Origin of the sequence: Streptomyces phaeofaciens (assembly GCF_014648915.1) — a bacterium.
Classification (GTDB): domain Bacteria; phylum Actinomycetota; class Actinomycetes; order Streptomycetales; family Streptomycetaceae; genus Streptomyces; species Streptomyces phaeofaciens.
Genome location: NZ_BMSA01000043.1, coordinates 1 through 17,570 on the forward strand (window position 1 = coordinate 1; position 17,570 = coordinate 17,570).

The 17,570-nt window shown below is 74.9% G+C and carries 10 protein-coding genes; 4 read left to right on the plus strand and 6 right to left on the minus strand.

Annotated elements, in window-relative coordinates; genetic code table 11:
* The coding region (locus IE275_RS46455; protein ID WP_268255355.1) for a type I polyketide synthase at positions 1–8,876 on the plus strand (8,876 nt) is incomplete at its 5' end.
* A 51-nt stretch (positions 8,877–8,927) separates the two neighbouring features.
* Complete coding sequence (locus IE275_RS46960) at positions 8,928–10,187, plus strand: cytochrome P450 (protein ID WP_189717885.1); 1,260 nt, start codon at positions 8,928–8,930, stop codon at positions 10,185–10,187.
* An 82-nt stretch (positions 10,188–10,269) separates the two neighbouring features.
* On the opposite strand, the gene IE275_RS41585 is transcribed toward IE275_RS46960, so the two are convergent.
* From IE275_RS41585 to IE275_RS41605, 5 genes are read right to left on the minus strand one after another with little or no spacing between them, the layout of a single operon-like run.
* Positions 10,270–10,686, minus strand: a complete 417-nt coding sequence (locus tag IE275_RS41585; RefSeq protein WP_189717886.1) for a (2Fe-2S) ferredoxin domain-containing protein — start codon at positions 10,684–10,686, stop codon at positions 10,270–10,272.
* Positions 10,687–10,691: 5 nt separating this feature from the next.
* Positions 10,692–11,222, minus strand: coding sequence for an NUDIX hydrolase family protein (locus IE275_RS41590; protein ID WP_189717887.1), 531 nt, complete (start codon positions 11,220–11,222; stop codon positions 10,692–10,694).
* 24 nt (positions 11,223–11,246) lie between these two features.
* Positions 11,247–12,380 carry an amidohydrolase family protein gene (locus IE275_RS41595; RefSeq protein WP_189717888.1) on the minus strand — a complete coding sequence of 378 codons (1,134 nt, stop codon included), beginning with the start codon at positions 12,378–12,380 and terminating at the stop codon, positions 11,247–11,249.
* Between the two features lies 1 nt (position 12,381).
* Complete coding sequence (locus IE275_RS41600) at positions 12,382–13,785, minus strand: type I glutamate--ammonia ligase (protein ID WP_189717889.1); 1,404 nt, start codon at positions 13,783–13,785, stop codon at positions 12,382–12,384.
* A gap of 35 nt (positions 13,786–13,820) precedes the next feature.
* Positions 13,821–14,633, minus strand: a complete 813-nt coding sequence (locus IE275_RS41605) for an SAM-dependent methyltransferase (RefSeq protein ID WP_189717890.1) — start codon at positions 14,631–14,633, stop codon at positions 13,821–13,823.
* A 193-nt stretch (positions 14,634–14,826) separates the two neighbouring features.
* Between IE275_RS41605 and IE275_RS41610 the strand changes: the two genes are divergently transcribed.
* Positions 14,827–15,681: a Cof-type HAD-IIB family hydrolase gene (locus IE275_RS41610; RefSeq protein WP_189717891.1), complete on the plus strand. Its 855-nt coding sequence runs from the start codon at positions 14,827–14,829 to the stop codon at positions 15,679–15,681.
* A gap of 127 nt (positions 15,682–15,808) precedes the next feature.
* Positions 15,809–17,053, plus strand: coding sequence for an amidohydrolase (locus tag IE275_RS41615; protein WP_189717892.1), 1,245 nt, complete (start codon positions 15,809–15,811; stop codon positions 17,051–17,053).
* On the opposite strand, the gene IE275_RS41620 is transcribed toward IE275_RS41615, so the two are convergent.
* Positions 17,043–17,519, minus strand: coding sequence for a Dps family protein (locus IE275_RS41620; protein WP_189717893.1), 477 nt, complete (start codon positions 17,517–17,519; stop codon positions 17,043–17,045). The two genes, IE275_RS41615 and IE275_RS41620, sit on opposite strands and share 11 nt — an antisense overlap.
* Positions 17,520–17,570: the final 51 nt, after the last annotated feature.

The following is a 17,570-nucleotide window of genomic DNA, read 5'->3' on the forward strand; positions in this document are numbered from 1 at the left end:
TCGTCCCGCGCTCCACTCGGATCCCGATGTACTCGGCTGTGACGGCCGCTCCCGTGGCGGGTGAGTCGCTGGACGCGGAGTACTGGTATCGCAACCTGCGTGAGCGGGTCCGTTTCCACGACACCGTCAAGGCACTTGTCGGCGAGGGCGAGCTGCTCTTCCTCGAAGTCAGTGCGCACCCCGTGCTGACCGGCGCGATCGAGGAGACCGGTGACGCGGCGGACGCCCCGGTGCACGCCGTCGGGACGCTCCGCCGTGACCACGGCGGCCCCGCCCAGTTCCTCACCTCCCTCGCCACCCTCTGGACCCACGGCGTCACCCCCGACTGGTCCGCGCTGCTCCCCGCCGCCGCACCCGTCGACCTGCCCACCTACGCCTTCCGGCGCAAGCACTACTGGCTCACGCCCGACGGCGCGGCCGACCTGCGCGGCACCGGTCTGTCCGTGCTGGGGCATCCGCTGCTGGCGGCCGGGGTGAGTGTGGCGCAGGACGGCGGTTTCCTCTTCACCGGTCGGCTGTCCACGGGAACGCACCCCTGGCTCGCCGAGCACGCGGTGCTGGACCGGATCGTCGTGCCGGGCGCCGCGCTGGTCGAACTCGTCCTGCGCGCGGGCCAGTTCGCAGGGGCGGAGCTGCTGGACGAACTCGTGCTGCACACGCCCCTGGTCGTCCCGGGCGACGGTGCTGCCGTCGACCTCCAGCTGGGCGTCGACGCCGCCGACGAGGACGGGCTGCGGGCCGTACGCCTGCACGCCCGCCCGCACCATGCGGAAGGGGCCGACGACGGGGCGGACTGGGTCTGCCACGCCACCGGCTCCCTGACCGCTCTCCCGTCCGACGACGGGGCGGCGAGCGACGCGGCCACCGGCCAGGGGGACGAATGGCCGCCGCCGGGCGCGGAGCCGGTCGGTCTCGACGGGTTCTACGACCGTCTCGCGGACCACGGCTACACCTACGGGCCGCTGTTCCGGGGCGTACGGGCCGTGTGGCGGCGCGGTGACGAGACGTTCGCCGAGGTCGCGCTCCCGGAGCCGGACGACGCCGGACGGTTCGGGGTGCACCCGGCGCTGCTGGACGCGGCGTTGCAGACCCGGCTCGTGGCCGTGCTCGACGGTACGGCGGCGCCGATGCTGCCGTTCTCCTTCACCGGCGCGCGCGTCCACGCCACCGGCGCGACCGTCGCCCGGGTCCGGCTCTCGCCGGCCGGCCCCGACACGTACGCGCTGGCGGTGACCGACCTTGCGGGCCTGCCGGTGGTCACCCTCGACGGGATCGCGCTGCGTCCGCTCACCGCCGAGGCGCCGTCCACCGCGCTGCCCGTGGACGCGATGTTCGAGCTGAACTGGGTTCCCCTGAGCGGCGGTTCGGCCGAGACGTCGAGCGCGGTCGACGCCGGCGCGGTGGCCGTGCTCGGCACCCCGCCGCCCGGGTTCGACGCCCTCCCCGTCCCCGTTCCCGTCCACGCCGACGTCGCCTCCCTGATCGCCGCCGTCCGCGCGGGTGAACCGCTGCCCGAGACCGTGCTGCTGCCCTGTCCGCCGGCCGGTGACGCCGAGGACGTCCCGGCCGCCGGCCGGGAGCGGCTGGCCACGGTGCTCGGGGTGGTGCGGGAGTGGCTTGGCGGTGCCGGGCTGGAGGCGGCGAGGCTGGTCCTGGTGACCCGGGGGGCGGCCGCGGTCGAACCGGGGGAGCGGGAGGACCTGGCGACGGCCGCGGTGCGCGGGCTGTGGCGGTCCGCGTGCGCGGAGCACCCGGAGCGGTTCGCGCAGGTCGACACGGATGCCGTGACGCCTCCGGCACAGGTGCTCGCGGCGGCCCGGATCGCCGGTGAACCCGAGATCGCGGTACGCGCCGGAGCCCTCTCGGTGCCCAGGCTCGGGCGGGCCGCGGCCTCGGACGCGAGGACGCCGACCGTACCCGCGGGGCGTGGGGCGTGGGGTCTGGACCTCGACGCCGGCGGCACCCTGGACGCGCTGCGGCTGACGCCGGCCCCGCGTGCCGAGGAGCCCCTGGCCCCGGGGCAGGTGCGGGTGGGCGTACGGGCGACCGGCGTCAACTTCCGGGACGTCCTGGTGTCCCTGGGCGTCGTCCCGCACACCGAGGGGCTCTTCGGGAGCGAGGGCGCCGGGGTGGTGCTGGAGGTCGGGCCCGGCGTCACCGGACTCGCGGTGGGCGACCGGGTGATGGGGCTGCTGTCCGGGTCCTACGGGGGCCCGGTGGCGGTGGCCGACCGCCGGCTGGTCGTCCGGGTGCCGCGCGGCTGGACCTTCGCGCAGGCCGCCTCGGTGCCCGCGGTGTTCCTGACCGCGTACTACGCACTGGTGGACCTCGCCGAGGTCCGGGCCGGTGAGACGCTGCTGGTGCACGCCGCGGCCGGCGGTGTCGGCACGGCGGCCGTCCAGCTTGCCCGGCATCTCGGCGCCGAGGTCTACGCGACCGCGAGCGAGCCCAAGTGGCCCGCGGTGCTCGGTGCCGGCGTCCCGGCCGCCCGGGTGGCCTCCTCACGCACCCGGGAGTTCGCCGACCTGTTCCTCGCCGAGAGCGACGGCCGGGGCGTGGACGTCGTACTGAACTGTCTGGCGGGCGAGTTCGTCGACGCGTCGCTGCGGCTCCTGCCCCGGGGCGGTCGGTTCGTCGAGATGGGCAAGACCGACGTCCGTGACGCCGGCGAGGTGGAGGCGCGGTGGCCCGGCGTGCGGTACCGGGCGTTCGACCTCGGCGAGGCCGGCGCGGACCGCCTGGGCGAGATGCTCGCCCGGCTCTCCGAACTGTTCGAGCGGGGTGTGCTGGCGCCGCTGCCGCTGACGGCGTGGGACACCCGCCGGGCCCCGGAGGCCTTCCGTCGGCTGAGCCAGGCGCGACTCGTCGGGAAGGCGGTGCTGACCACACCGCCGGACGTGTTCGCGGGCACCCCTGCGCAAGGGTTCGACGGCACCGTACTGATCACCGGCGGGACGGGCGTCGTCGGTTCGGCGGTGGCCCGCCACCTCGTCGCCCGCCACGGCGTGACCGACCTCGTGCTGGCCGGACGCCGGGGCGCCGAGGCGCCCGGAGCCGCCGGGCTCGCCGCCGAACTCACCGCGGCGGGCGCCACGGTACGCGTGGTGGCGTGCGACGTGTCCGACCGCGGCGCGCTGGGCGCCCTGCTCGACGGGCTGCCCGGACTGCGCGGTGTCGTGCACGCGGCCGGCGTGGTCGACGACGGCGTCGTCACCGCGCTGACCCCGCGCCGGCTGGACACCGTACTGCGGGCCAAGGCCGACGCCGCCTGGCATCTGCACGAGCTGACCCGGGACCGGGACCTGTCGTTCTTCGTGCTGTTCTCCTCGGCCGCCGGCGTCCTCGGCGCCGCCGGCCAGGGCAACTACGCGGCCGCCAACGCCTTCCTGGACGCGCTCGCCCGCCACCGGCGCACCCAGGGACTGCCCGCGCACGCGCTCGCCTGGGGGCTGTGGGCCGACCGCAGCGCGCTCACCGGCGACCTGACCGGCGCCGATCTGGACCGGATGCGGCGCCTCGGCGTCCGTCCGCTCGCCACCGAGCAGGGCCTCGCCCTCTTCGACGCCGCCGTACGGTCGCCGCGCGCCCTGACCGTGCCCGTCCGCCTGGACCTCGCGGCCCTGCGCCGACAGGGCGACCCGGCCCCGCTGCTGCGCGCCCTGGTCCGTACGACGGTGAGGCGCTCGGCCGTCAACACGGCCGGCGGCACCGGCGGCGGGCTGCGCGACCGCCTGGCCGGGCTGGCCCCGGCCGACCGCGAGCGGACCCTGACCGAACTGGTGCGCGCCCAGGCCGCCGTGGTCCTCGGACACGAGGACGGCGACGCGGTGCCCGTCGACCGGGCGTTCCGGGACCTCGGGTTCGACTCCCTCACCGCCGTCGAGCTGCGCAACCGGATCGCCACGGCGACCGGACTGCGCCTGCCGGTGACCCTCGCCTTCGACCACCCGACCCCGGCCGCGCTGGCCGCCGCGCTCTCCGTGCGGCTCGTACCGGACGGCGCCCACGACGGCTCGGCCGTCGCACCGGTGCGCACGGCGGACGCGGACGACCCGATCGCCATCGTCGGGATGAGCTGCCGCTTCCCCGGCGGTGTACGGACCCCCGAGGAGCTGTGGGAGCTGCTCGCCGACGGGCGGGACGCCGTGGGCGACTACCCCGCCGACCGCGGCTGGCGGGTCGAGCCGGGCGGATCCGGCGGATTCGGGGACGGCTTCGAGCGGGCCGGCGGCTTCTTGCACGACATGGCCGACTTCGACCCCGAGTTCTTCGGCATCTCGGGCCGCGAGGCCCTGGCGATGGACCCGCAGCAGCGGCTGCTCCTCGAGACCACCTGGGAGGCCCTCGAACGGGCGGGCATCGACCCCGCCACCCTGCGCTCCACACCGACCGGCGTCTTCGCCGGCCTGATCTACAACGACTACGCGGCACGGTTCCCGAACCTGCTCAGCGGCTTCGAGGGCTACCTCGGCAACGGCAGCGCCAACAGCGTGGCCTCCGGGCGGATCGCGTACACGCTCGGCCTCGAAGGCCCGGCGATCACGGTGGACACCGCCTGCTCGTCGTCGCTCGTCGCACTGCACCTGGCCGCCCAGGCCCTCCGGCAGGGCGACTGCACGCTGGCGATCGCCGGCGGCGTCACCGTGATGTCGACGCCCCGGCCGATGGTCGAGTTCAGCCGCGTCGGCGGCCTCGCCCCCGACGGCCGGTCCAAGGCGTTCTCCGCCGACGCCGACGGCATGGGGTTCGCCGAGGGTGTCGGCATGCTGGTGGTGGAGCGGCTGTCCGACGCCCGCCGCAACGGGCACCGGGTGCTGGCCCTGCTCCGGGGTTCCGCCCTCAACCAGGACGGCGCGTCCAACGGCCTGACCGCGCCCAGCGGTCCGGCGCAGGAGCGGGTGATCCGGCAGGCGCTGGCGGGTGCGGGGCTGACGGCGTCCGAGGTGGACGTGGTGGAGGCGCACGGTACCGGGACCTCGCTCGGGGATCCCATCGAGGCGGGGGCGTTGCTGGCGACGTACGGGCAGGACCGTCCCGCGGACCGGCCCGTGCTGCTGGGGTCGGTGAAGTCCAACCTCGGCCACACCCAGGCCGCCGCCGGTGTGGCCGGGGTGATCAAGACGGTGCTGGCGATGCGCAACGGCGTCGTCCCGCGCACCCTGCACGTCGAACGGCCCGCCGCGCACATCGACTGGACGGCCGGGGCGCTGCGCCTGGCCGACGACAACCTGCCCTGGCCCCGGACGGACCGGCCCCGGCGCGGAGCGGTGTCGTCCTTCGGGATCAGCGGCACCAACGCGCACGTGATCCTGGAGGAAGGACCCGCCGAAGCGTCGGAGCCGGACGCCGACGGCGGCCCCGTGGCCTGGGTGATCTCGGCGAAGAACCCCGACAGCCTGCGCGAGCAGGCCCGCCGACTGCACGAGCGGGTGAGCGGGGACGCAGGCCCGGCCCCCGCCGACATCGCCCGCTCGCTGATCACCACCCGGTCCTCGTTCACGCACCGTGCCGTCGTGACCGGACGGACCCGGGCGGAACTCCTCGACCGGCTGGCGGCGGTCGGCCGCGGCGAACCGGCCACGGGTACGGCGAGGGCCGCGTCGGCCGACCGATCGGGACCGGTGTTCGTCTTCCCCGGCCAGGGCTCGCAGTGGGCCGGCATGGCCGCCGAACTCCTCGACAGCTCAACCGTGTTCGCCGAGTCCGTCGACCGGTGCGCGCGCGCCCTCGCCCCGCACACCGACTGGTCCCTCCTCGACGTCCTGCGGGACCGCCCCGACGCGCCCTCCCTGGACCGGGTCGACGTGGTGCAGCCCGCGCTGTGGGCCGTCATGGTGTCCCTGGCCCAGGTGTGGCGCTCCCACGGCGTGGAGCCCGCCGCCGTCGTGGGCCACTCGCAGGGCGAGCTGGCGGCGGCGTGCGTGGCGGGCGTGCTGTCGGTCGAGGACGCCGCCCGGATCGTCGCCCTGCGCAGCCGGCTCATCGGCCGCGAACTGGCCGGCCGGGGCGGCATGGTCTCGCTCGCCCTGCCCGTCGACGAGGCGAACGCCCTGCTGGCCCCCTGGGGCGAGCGGATCGCCGTGGCCACCGTGAACGGGCCGACGGCCACCGTCGTCGCCGGGGAACCGGCCGCGCTCGACGAGCTGACGCAGGCCTGCGAACGCGACGGAGTACGGGCCCGCCGCATCCCCGTGGACTACGCCTCGCACACCCCGCAGGTCGAGCGGCTGCGCACGGCGCTCCTCGACCTGGCGGCCCCGGTCGAGCCCCGAACCGGCGATCTGCCGATGTACTCCGCCGTCAGCGGCGCCCCGCTGGACGGCCGGACGGCCGACGCCGGGTACTGGTACCGCAACCTGCGGGAGACCGTCCGGTTCGACCGGGCGACGCGGGCCCTCGCCGACGCCGGACACGACGTGTTCCTGGAGATCAGCCCGCACCCGGTGCTCACCACCGCGATCGAGCACACCCTGGAGGACCGCACGGGCCCGACCGCCGGTGCGGTGGTCACCGGGACGCTCCGGCGCGGCGAGGACGCCCGGGAGGCCCTGCTGGACTCCCTCGCGCAGGCGTTCGTGCACGGCGTCCCGGTCGACTGGACGGACACCTTCCGGGGCGGCCGGCCGGTGGACCTGCCGACCTACGCCTTCCGCAGGCAGCGGTACTGGCTGGACGCGCCCGAGCAGAGCGCGCACGCGCACGGCGTCGGACTCACGGTCACGGACCATCCGCTGCTCGCCGGGGTGCTCGCCCCCGCCGACAGCGACACCGTCGTCCACACCGGCAGGCTCTCCCGGACCGTCCACCCCTGGCTCACGGACCACGCGGTCCTGGACGGCGTGGTGCTCCCCGGCAGTGTCTTCGTCGACTGGGCACTGCACGCGGGCCGCGCCGCCGGCTGTCCCCGGGTCCGCGAACTCACCCTCCGGGAACCGCTGTTCCTCGACGCCACCGACGCGGTCCACCTCCAGGTCCAGGTGGGCCCGCCCGACGAGACGGGGGAGCGCGCCCTGAGCGTCCACTCCCGCGCCGAGTCCGCGGCCGGGCCGTCCGTCGCCGGCGACACCGGGACCGGGACCGGGTGGATCTGCCACGCACGGGCCGTCGTCGCTCCGGAGCCCGCCGAGGACACCGCCGGCGCGGACTTCGCGGACCTCGCCGGTGCCTGGCCCCCGCCGGGCGCCACCGCCCTCCCGCTGGACGGCTTCTACGACGGGCTGGCCGACCGGGGCTACGCCTACGGCCCCGCCTTCCGCGGCCTGCGTGCCGCCTGGCGGCGCGGGACGGAGGTCTACGCCGAGGTGTCCCTGGGCGAGGGTGCCACCGGCCCGGCGGACGGCTTCGCCCTGCACCCCGCGCTGCTCGACGCCTCCCTGCACGCGGCCGGTGAGCTCTTCGAGGACGACGGGAGCGGCGCGCCGGTCCGGATGCCGTTCGCCTGGTCCGGGATCCGGCTGCACTCCGAGCCCACCACCACGCTCCGGGTGCGGCTGACCGCCGAAGGCCCGGACACCCTCGGCGTCCACCTCGCCGGCAACATCGGCCAACCGGTCGCCTCCGTCGGACTGTTGAGCCTGCGGGACGTACCCGCCGAACGGTTCCGCCGGGCCCCGGCGGCCCGCCCCGAATCCCGTGAGCGGCCCCGTCCCGCATCCGTGGACAGCGCCGCCGCCCGCCGGGTGCGGGACGCCGCGCCGGGGGAGCGTGCGGGGCTGCTGGCGCAGCTCGTCCGCGACCAGCTGACCGCCGTACTGCGCCACGACGCCACGGACGTCGACGCGGACGTCGAGTTCCTGAACCTCGGGATGGACTCGATCGCGGGCATCGCGCTGCGGGACCGCCTCGGCACCCTGCTCGACCTGCGGCTCCCGGCGACGACGACCTTCGAGCACTCCACCACGTCCCGCCTCGCCGGCCGGCTCGCCGAACTCCTGGACGACGGCACCGCATCGAAGACCGAGCCCGAGCCCGAGCCCGAACCCGAGCCCACGCCGAAGCCCGCACCCGAGGCCGCGCCCCCAGCCGACCCCCTGGACAGCATCACCACCCTCTACCACCAGGCCTACGCCCTCGGCCGGACCGGTACGGCCGGCATGGATCTCATCCAGGCCGCGGGCTGGCTCCGTCCGTCCTTCACCCTGGAGGACGCGGCCGACCACGTCCTGCCGCCCGTGCGCATGGCCACCGGCGACGGCAGCCGGACCCGGCTGGTGTGCCTGCCCGCCATCACCGCCACGGCCGGCCCGATCCAGTACGGCATGATGGCGCAGCACTTCGAGGGAGCCCGGGACGTGCTGTCCCTGGTCAACCCCGGCTACGCCGAGGGCGAGCTGGTGGCGGACACCTTCGACGCGCTGGTCGAGACGCACTTCGAGAAGCTCCGCGAGACCGTCGGCGACGAGCCGTTCGTGCTGCTCGGGCACTCCATGGGCGGTCTCATCGCCTACGCCCTCGCCCGGCGGGCCGAGGACGCCGGCCTGGCGCCGGGAGCGGTGGTCCTGCTCGACACGTTCCAGGCCACGCACCAGTTCTCGGAGAAGACCACCATCGCGATGAACGAGGGCCTGGACTCCCGGGAACGCCTCCTCGGCCCCCTCGCCCTGAACGGCGTGAAGCTCACCGCGATGGGCCGCTACAACGCCCTGTTCATGCAGCAGTGCACGCTGCGCCCGGTCCAGGCGCCGACGCTCTTCCTCAGCGCCGCCGACCCCATGCCCCACCAGGACGAGGGCTTCGAGGACGAGGGCTGGCGGGCGTCCTGGCCCTTCCCGCACACCGCCCACCCCACCCCCGGCGACCACTTCACGATCATGGAGCACAACCTGCCGCTGACCACCGCAGCCATCGAGGACTGGCTGACGGAACAAGGCCTCTGACGAACCGTCGAACTCCGCCCGCCCCACCGGCCCATCCCTGAGGACACCCGCATGAGCGAGCCCACCCCGCCCACCACCGGCATCGACCCCGCCAGGCCCTTCGACCTCGCCAACCCCCACTTCACGGCGAACCCCTACGACGCCTACCGCGTCGCCCGCGCCGACGTGCCGGTCTGCCCGATGACCGGGGACGGGCCCTGGGTCGTCACGGGACGCGAGGAGACCGCCGCCGTCCTGACGGACCCGGTCCGCTTCACCAGCCGCACCAACACCCATGGCGCGTACGGCTTCACCGAGGCCTGCGCGGAACTCCTCGCCGACTCGGTCTTCTACCGCGTCCCGCCGTTCAACGCCGACCCGCCCCAGCACGCCCGGTTCCGCGCCCTCGTCGACGAGGAGTTCTCCCCGCGCGCCCTGGAGCGCCGCGAACCCGCGATCCGGGCGACCGCCGCCGCGCTCGTGGCGGAGCTGAAGGACGAGCCGGGCGCCGACCTTCTGTCCCGGTTCGCCCACCCCCTGCCGCTGGCCGTGATCTGCGACATCATCGGCGTACCGGCGCAGGACCGGGAGACGGTCAAGGCGTGGAACAACGACTGGCTGCTCATGCAGGTCCTCCCGCTGCCCCCGGAGGAGCAGCTGCGCTGCGCGAAGAGCGTGCTGGAGCACGAGGCGTACTTCCGGGCCCTGCTGGAGGAGCGGCGCCGGCAGCCCGCCGACGACCTGGCGAGCACGCTCGCCGCGGCGGCCGCGCAGAGCGACCCGGTCTGCACGGCCGACGACGCCGTGGCCGCGCTCCTGAACCTGCTGCCGTCGGCCCACGAGACCGTCACGCACTTGATCGCCAACACCGTCCACCAGCTGCTGCGGGACCGCACACGGTGGGAGGCGGTCGTCGCCGACCGGGGGCTGATCCCGGCCGCGGTGGAGGAGGGGCTCAGGTTCGACACCTCGATCCAGGGCGCGCCCCGGCTGGTCACCGAGGACACCGTCCTCGGCGGTGTGGCGATCCCGGCCGGCGCGAAGGTGCACGCCATGGTCGCCTCGGTGGGCCGGGATCCCGGCGCGGTGGAGGACCCGGAGACCTTCCGGCTCGACCGCGGCGGACCGGCCGGCCACTTCGCGTTCGGCCACGGCCCGCACTCCTGCCTGGGCGCCCAGCTGGCCCGCCTGGAGAGCCGGATCGCCCTGGAGACCCTGGCCGAGGCACTGCCCACGATGGAACTGGCCCCCGGCTTCGAGCCGCAGTACCTCCCGGGCGGCCTCGTCCTGCACGGCCTCCTGGCCCTCCCGGTCACCTGGCCCACCGCATGACGGTCCGCCACCGGCCCACCACTCGACCTGGTTCCCCGCGCGGCGAGCCCGTTCGGAGCGCCCGGCCCAAGCCGGACACGGCCTAGCGGCGGCTGCGGACCCGGGCGTCCCTCGGGGGGTCGACGAACTGGAGTTCCAGCGTCACGGGAGGCGGGGCGACGCCGGGTCCGCCGGCGGCCGCCCACGCGAGGATCTCGTCCGTGCAGTCGTCGTCCATGGCGAAACCGACCCAGGTGGCCCGGCCACCGGCCCGCCGGCCGTCGGCGGAGGGCTGGACGACGACGACGTTCGCCTGGTCACAGGGGCCGAGGCAGTCCGTCGTACGGACCTCGAAGGCGCCGCCGGAGTCGGCGGCGGCCGCGCGCAGGCGCTCGAGCTGCCAGGTGTGGTCGTAGCCGGGGTGCTTGCGGGCGTCGCCGCAGCAGCAGCCCCGGCACACCACGAGGGTGCAGGGACGGCTGCGTGCGGCGCCGATCAGCGCGCGCTGACGAGGAACCATCCCGGTCAGGAGGCCGAGAGGCCGACATGGGCCAGGGCCTGCCGCAGCAGGAACCCGTGCCCGCCCGGCATCTCGCTCTGCACGGCCGGCGAGGCCGCCTCCTGGGGGCTGAACCACACCAGGTCCAGGGCGTCCTGCCGGGGCCGGCAGTCACCGGACACCGGCACGATGTAGGCCAGCGACACCGCGTGCTGCCGGGGGTCGTGGTACGGGGTGACGCCGTGCGTCGGGAAGTACTCGGCCACCGTGAACGGCTGGAGCGAGGTCGGGACGCGCGGCAGGGCCACCGGGCCGAGGTCCTTCTCCAGATGGCGCAGCAGGGCGTCCCGGACGCGCTCGTGGTGCAGCACCCGGCCGGAGACCAGGGTCCGGCTGACGTTGCCGTCCGGTCCGATGCGCAGCAGCAGGCCGATGCTGGTGACTTCGCCGCTGTCGTCGACGCGCACGGGCACGGCCTCGACGTACAGGATCGGCATTCGGGCGCGGGTCAGTTCGAGTTCGTCCTGGCTCAGCCAACCGGGCGTGGTATCGGTCATGTCTGACATTGCTTGATCATACTTTCAGTGTGCGTCGGGAAGCCGGTAGACCCGGCGGGCGTTGTCCGACGCGGCCCAGCGTGCCAGGCGCAGTGCGTCGTCGAGACCCAGTTCGTCGGCGTCCAACCGGTCCTGGAGCAGTTCCCCCAGGCCCCGGCGGAACGCCAGCGCGCCGAGCCCGTAGAACTCCGCCACACCATAGGCGTCGGAGCTGTACAGCAGTTTGCGGAAGGGTGTGATCTCCAGCGCCTCCTCCAGGACGGCTCGGGCCCGGGCGGGGCCGACGTGATGCAGGGTCAGCCCCACGTCCAGGTACACCTGCTCGAACACCGCGGCCAGATAGCCGGCCTGCCGCTGGTACGGCCAGCAGTGCAGGAGCAGCACCGGGATCGTGCCCGCGGTGAGGTGCAGCCAGTCCGTGAGATGCGTCGGATCCACCCGGTGCAGCCGGATGTCGTGGTCCCCGAAGCCGGTGTGCAGCTGGAGCGGCAGGCCGAGGTCGACGGCCGTCCACAGCAGATGCCGTACCAGCACGGGCTCGTCGAGCCTGCCGCCGCGCGCCAGCCAGCGCCGGGCGGCCCGGGTGACCTCCGCGTCCGCCGGGCGGGCGGGGTCCAGGTCGAAGCCGGTGCGGTACGCCGCCACCGACTTCACCCCCACCACGCCGGGCCGGCGCACCGCGTCCAGCGCCGCCGACCGGAACGCGTCGGCGTACCCGTCGGCCTCGACGCCCCGTGCCGCCACGGCCTCCGCGACGGACTCCAGCCGGACCACCTCGTGCGCGACCCCGCCGGCCGCCTCCGCCAGCTCGGCGGGCGTGGTGACCGGGTGCGGCGCGAAGCCGGTGTCCACGCAGAACACACCGGTCCGGGCGGCGGCCAGGAACCGCCGGTTCACCTCCCGCGGGCCCAGCTCGGCCCGCCGGGCCAGATAGGCGTCGGCGGGCGCGTGCCGCTCCAGGCCGAGGACCGGCGCGCAATGCCGGCGTACGGCCACGCCGGCGGGTGTGTCGAAGGGGGAGATGCCCGGCCAGCGTTCGCCCTCGGTGAGCAGTGCCTCGAAGCCGGGCCGGTCCAGCGGCCCGGTGACCACGCCGTGGCAGTGGTGGTCCACCAGCTCCAGCTCCGCGAGCGCCTCGTGGACGGGGCCGCCGGCCACGTCAGTACACCCAGCGGTAGGCGGCGGCGACCCGCTCGTCGTCCAGCCCGTCGGCCGCGTCGATCTCGCCCTGCCGTACGGCGGTCACCGCGTCGGCGAGGACCGGGCCGAGCGCGTCCCGCAGCACCTCGTCCCGGCGGAACTCGGCGACGGCCTCGGCGAGCGAGAGGGGCAGCCGGCGCACGCCACGCTCCGCCGCCGCGGCGGCGTCGAGGCGGGCCGGGTCGCCGGTGGTCTCCCGCGGCAGGACGGCGGACCTGGTGAGCCCGTCCAGGCCGGCCGCGATCAGACAGCCGAGCAGCAGGTAGGGGTTGGCGGCCAGGTCCACGGGCTTGACCTCCAGGTTCGCCTGCTGGGCGTGCCGGCCCGCCGTGCCCCGGACCAGCCGGACGGCCGCCTCGCGGGTCTCCAGGCCCCAGGCCGTGAACACCCCCGCCCACTGGGAGGGTCTGAGCCGCAGATAGCTGGCCGGGCTGGGCGCGGTCACCGCCGTCAGGGCGGGCAGACGGTCCAGGATCCCGGCGGCGAACGCCTCCGCGTCGGCCGTCATCCCGTGCCGACGTCCGCCCCCGGAGTGCAGGTTGACGCCGTCGCGCCAGGCGGAGAGATGGACGTGCCCGCCGTTGCCGACGCCCTCGGCCTCGACGGCGGGGGAGAAGGAGACCCGCAGACCGTGCCGGTGGGCCACCGCGCGGATCGTCTGGCGGACCAGGACGCTGCGGTCGGCCGCCGCCACCGGGTCCAGGGCGCCCACGGAGATCTCGAACTGGCCCGGCGCGTACTCGGGATGGATCTGGTCGACCTCCACGCCCTGCGCCGCGCACGCCGCCAGCAGCTCGGCGGTGTACGCGCTCAGCTCGACCTGCCGGGTCGCGCCGTACGCCGGGCCGGTCGTCGCCGGGAGGAACTCCCCGGCGGGCGCGGAGTCCAGTCCGACCGACCACTCGATCTCGATGCCCGCCCTGAAGGCGAGGCCGTGGTCGCGGGCCGCGCCGGCGACGATCCGGCGCAGGAAGGTGCGCGAACAGCCCGGGTGCCGGGCGCCGTCCTGGGTGATCCGGTCGACGGGCGCCCACGCCCACCCCGGCTGCCCGGCCAGCACCACCAGCCGGTCCAGGTCGGGGTAGAGCCGCAGATCGCCGTCCGGGGAGCCCAGCACATCGGTGGTGACGATCCCGTCGCCCGCCAGGAACGTGTCGAACACCGGGGACATGCCGACACCCCAGGCCGCCGCGGAGGCCAGCCGGGCCGTGGGGACCGTCTTCACCCGGCCGACGCCCGCCGTGTCGACGTAGGCCAGGACGACCCCGTGGACGCCTCTGCCGGGCAGCTCCCCGGCGAGCGCGCCGGCCCGTTCGAGGTCGCCGGGGCGTCCGCCGGGGACGGGGTCGGCCAGGGTCGTCATACGTCCTCCACGGTCGGTCCGTCGGTACCTGTCCGTCAGGGTTTCACGGCCACCGCGCCGTACTGCGGCACCACCGCGGCCAAGTCGTCGTCGGCGCGCCAGCGGGAGCACGACACCAGGCCGGGCTCCAGCAGGTCCAGGCCGTCGAAGAACGCGGCGATCTCGGTGCCCGAACGGGCGGTGATCGGCGGTGTGGCGTTCTCGTTCCAGAACTTCATCGCCGGGATCTGGCCCTCGCCCCCCACCTCGGGGTCGTGGGTCGGATGGGTCAGCACCAGGCAACTGCCCGACGGCACCTCGGCCATGACCTCGCGGACGATGGTGCGGGCCGCGTCGTGGTCCAGGACGAAGTTCAGGATGCCCAGCATCATCACCGCCACCGGCCGGCCGAAGTCCAGGGTGCCCGAGGCGCGTTCGAGGATCGCCGCCGGGTCGTGCACATCGGCGTCGATGTAGTCGGTGGCGCCCTCGGAGGTGCCCGTCAGCAGGGTGCGGGCGTGCGCCAGCACGATCGGGTCGTTGTCGACGTACACGATCCGGGAGTCCGGCGCGACGCGCTGCGCTATCTCGTGGGTGTTGTCGGCCGTCGGCAGCCCGGTGCCGACGTCCAGGAACTGCCGCATCCCGCGCTCCTCGGCCAGGTACCGCACGGCCCGGCCCAGGAACCAGCGGTCCGCGCGCGCGATGTCCCGGATCAGCGGGAACATCCCGGCGACATGCCCGCCGACCTGCTGGTCGACCTCGTAGTTGTCCTTGCCGCCGATCCAGTAGTTCCACACGCGCGCGTTGTGCGCCACGCTCGTGTCCAGCCGTGTCCGCCCGCCCGCCGGCGTGCCGCCCTCGCCCACGTCACCGCTCCCTCTCGTGCCTCGTGCCCCGCGCTCGTGCGCCGTGTCGTCCGCCGCCATTGTGCCGCCGGATGATCACCGCTGTCCCGGGATTCACGGGGTCCCCCGGTAGGGTGACAATCCGGTCACCCCGCGGCGGCCGGTCACCCGCGGCAGCCGGTCACCCCGCAGCGGAAAGCACAGGAAGCAGGACATGCCCTACTCGCACGCCCCCCAGCCGACCGCCCCCGACTCCTCGGCGGGCCCCGCCGACATACGGCTGGTCGTCACCGACATGGACGGCACGCTGCTCGACGACGACAAGCGGATCCCCGACGGACTCTGGGACACCCTGGCGCTGCTGCGCGAGCGCGGCGTGCTGTTCAGCCCGGCCAGCGGACGCCAGTACGCCACCCTGGCCGAGCAGTTCGCCGAGGTCGCCGACGGGATGGTGTTCATCGCCGAGAACGGCACCTACGTGGTACGCGACGGGCAGGAGCTGAGCTCCGACCCGCTGGAGCCGGCCGTCGTCACCCGGCTCGTGGAGACGGTACGGCGGCTCGCGGCCGGCGGGGCGGACCTGGGCGCGGTCGTCTGCGGCAAGCGCTCCGCGTACGTCGAGCGGACCGACGCGGCCTTCCTGGCCGAGGTGGAGCGGTACTACGTGCGCTGCCAGGTCGTCGAGGACGCCACCGCCGTCGACGACGACGTGATCAAGGTCGCGCTGTTCGACTTCGGGCCCGTCGAGGAGACCACCGCCCCGGCACTCGCCGGCTTCGCGGACACCCACCAGGTCGTCGTCTCCGGCGAGCACTGGGTGGACGTGATGAACCGCACCGCCAACAAGGGCGCCGCCCTGCGCAGGCTCCAGCGGGAGCTGGACATCACCCCCGCGCAGACCATGGTGTTCGGCGACTACCTCAACGACCTGGAGATGCTGGACGCCGCCGACTGGTCCTTCGCCATGGCCGGCGCCCACCCGGAGGTCGTCCGCAGGGCCCGCCACCTGGCCCCGTCCAACAACGACAACGGGGTACTGCGCACCATCGCCCGGGTGCTCGACCTCTGACACCCGCCCGGGGGCGCCGCGTCCGGCCTCAGGGGGTGTCTCGCCGATCATGCCGGGCTCGCGGGGTCCGGCCTGATCGACGAGACACCCCCTAGGCTGAGGGCGCCACGACAGGGAGGGAAGCGGTATGAGCGAGCCGGCCGTCGTCGCCCGTCTCACCGGGGACATCACCGCGGGGCTGAAGACCGGGGACCTGGAGGACTTCTACCGGGACCTGCACCGCCACCCCGAACTCTCCTTCCAGGAGCACCGCACCGCCGCGAAGCTCGCCGCGCGGCTGCGCGCGGCCGGGTACGAGGTGACCGAGGGCGTCGCCCGCACCGGCGTGGTCGGCGTGCTGGCCAACGGGGACGGGCCGGTGGTGTGGCTGCGCGGGGACATGGACGCGCTGCCGGTGCGGGAGGCGACCGGCCTGCCGTACGCCTCCACGGCCGACGGCGTGATGCACGCCTGCGGCCACGACCTGCACATCACCTGGCTCGCGGCCGCCGCCGAGGCGCTCGCCGTCGCCCGTGAGACCTGGTCCGGCACGCTCGTCGTGGTGGGGCAGCCCGCCGAGGAGGCGGAGGGCGGGGCGGCGGCGATGGTCGCGGACGGTGTCCACGAGCGGTTCCCGCGCCCCGACGCGCTGTTCGGCCAGCACGTCGCGCCCGGCCTCGCCGGCTTCTACCCGCACACCCCCGGGCCGACCCTGGCGGCCTCCGACGACGTCGACGTCGTGGTGCACGGGGTGGGCGGCCACGGCTCGCGGCCCGAGTCGACCGTCGACCCGGTGGTGACGGCCGCGTACATCGTCACCCGGCTCCAGACCGTCGTCGCGCGAGAGGTCGCGGCGGGCGAGTCGGCGGTGCTCACCGTCGGACGGTTCCACGCCGGCACCCAGTCCAACATCATCCCCGCCGAGGCCCGCCTCGCGGTGAACGTGCGCACCCAGGACACCCGGGTGCGCGAGCGCGTCCTCACCGCGATCCGGCGGATCGTCGAGGGCGAGTGCGCCGCGGCGGGCTGCCCGGTGCCGCCCGAGGTCACGGTGCTCCCCGGCTACCCGAACACCGTCAACGACCCCGCCCTGGACCGGGAGATCGCCGCCGTCCACCGCGAACTCCTCGGCGCGCACACGGTGTTCGACTTCGGACCGGCGATGGGCAGCGAGGACTTCTCCCTGCTCGCGCCCGAGGGAGTGCCGTACGACTACTGGTACGTGACCTCGACCCCGGCCGCCGTGTGGGACGCGGCCCCCGGGCAGGAACTGGCGGAGAAGCTCACGCATGTTCCCGGGAACCACAGCCCGTTGTTCGCCCCGGACCTGTCCGTGCTGCTGCCCGGGGCGCGCACGCTGGTGTCGGCCGCCCTGTCCCGGCTCAGCCGCTGATGTTCTCCGCCTCGAACATCCAGCGCTGCTTCTCCAGTTCGGCGGTGATGCCGATCAGCAGGTCCTGGGTGACGGGATCCGGCTCCTCGGTCGCCGCGATCCGCTCCCGCAGCCGTGCGATCGCCGTGCCCAGCGTCTCGGCGATCACCCGGACGGCCTCCTCGTCCCGCAGCCAGCCGTCCTTCGGGCCGGGCAGCGTGAACGCCGAGGCGATCGTCTCGGGCCGGCCGTCGGGCGGCAGACCGAGCGCGGCCGCGCGCTCGGCGACCGTGTCGGCGTAACCGCGGGCCGCCGCGACCAGCTCGTCCAGCTGGAGGTGGACCGAGCGGAACCGCGGGCCCACGACGTTCCAGTGCGCCTGCTTCCCGATGAGGGAGAGCCCGAGAAGGTCCACCAGGGTGCTCTGCAACGCGTCGTGGGTGACCTGCCGGGCCGGCTCGGGAAGGGGGCTCTTGACGACAGTCATACGGATGCTCCTCCTGTTCGCGGGCTCACGCCTTCGGCACGCGGGTGCCCA

Bases quoted from the DNA above. Each gene is read 5' to 3' on its own strand.
- IE275_RS41620 (WP_189717893.1), bottom strand. From the start codon at position 17,519: ATGACTGTCGTCAAGAGCCCCCTTCCCGAGCCGGCCCGGCAGGTCACC.
- IE275_RS41585 (WP_189717886.1), bottom strand. From the start codon at position 10,686: ATGGTTCCTCGTCAGCGCGCGCTGATCGGCGCCGCACGCAGCCGTCCC.
- IE275_RS41610 (WP_189717891.1), top strand. From the start codon at position 14,827: ATGCCCTACTCGCACGCCCCCCAGCCGACCGCCCCCGACTCCTCGGCG.
- IE275_RS41600 (WP_189717889.1), bottom strand. From the start codon at position 13,785: ATGACGACCCTGGCCGACCCCGTCCCCGGCGGACGCCCCGGCGACCTC.
- IE275_RS46960 (WP_189717885.1), top strand. From the start codon at position 8,928: ATGAGCGAGCCCACCCCGCCCACCACCGGCATCGACCCCGCCAGGCCC.
- IE275_RS41615 (WP_189717892.1), top strand. From the start codon at position 15,809: ATGAGCGAGCCGGCCGTCGTCGCCCGTCTCACCGGGGACATCACCGCG.
- IE275_RS41590 (WP_189717887.1), bottom strand. From the start codon at position 11,222: ATGACCGATACCACGCCCGGTTGGCTGAGCCAGGACGAACTCGAACTG.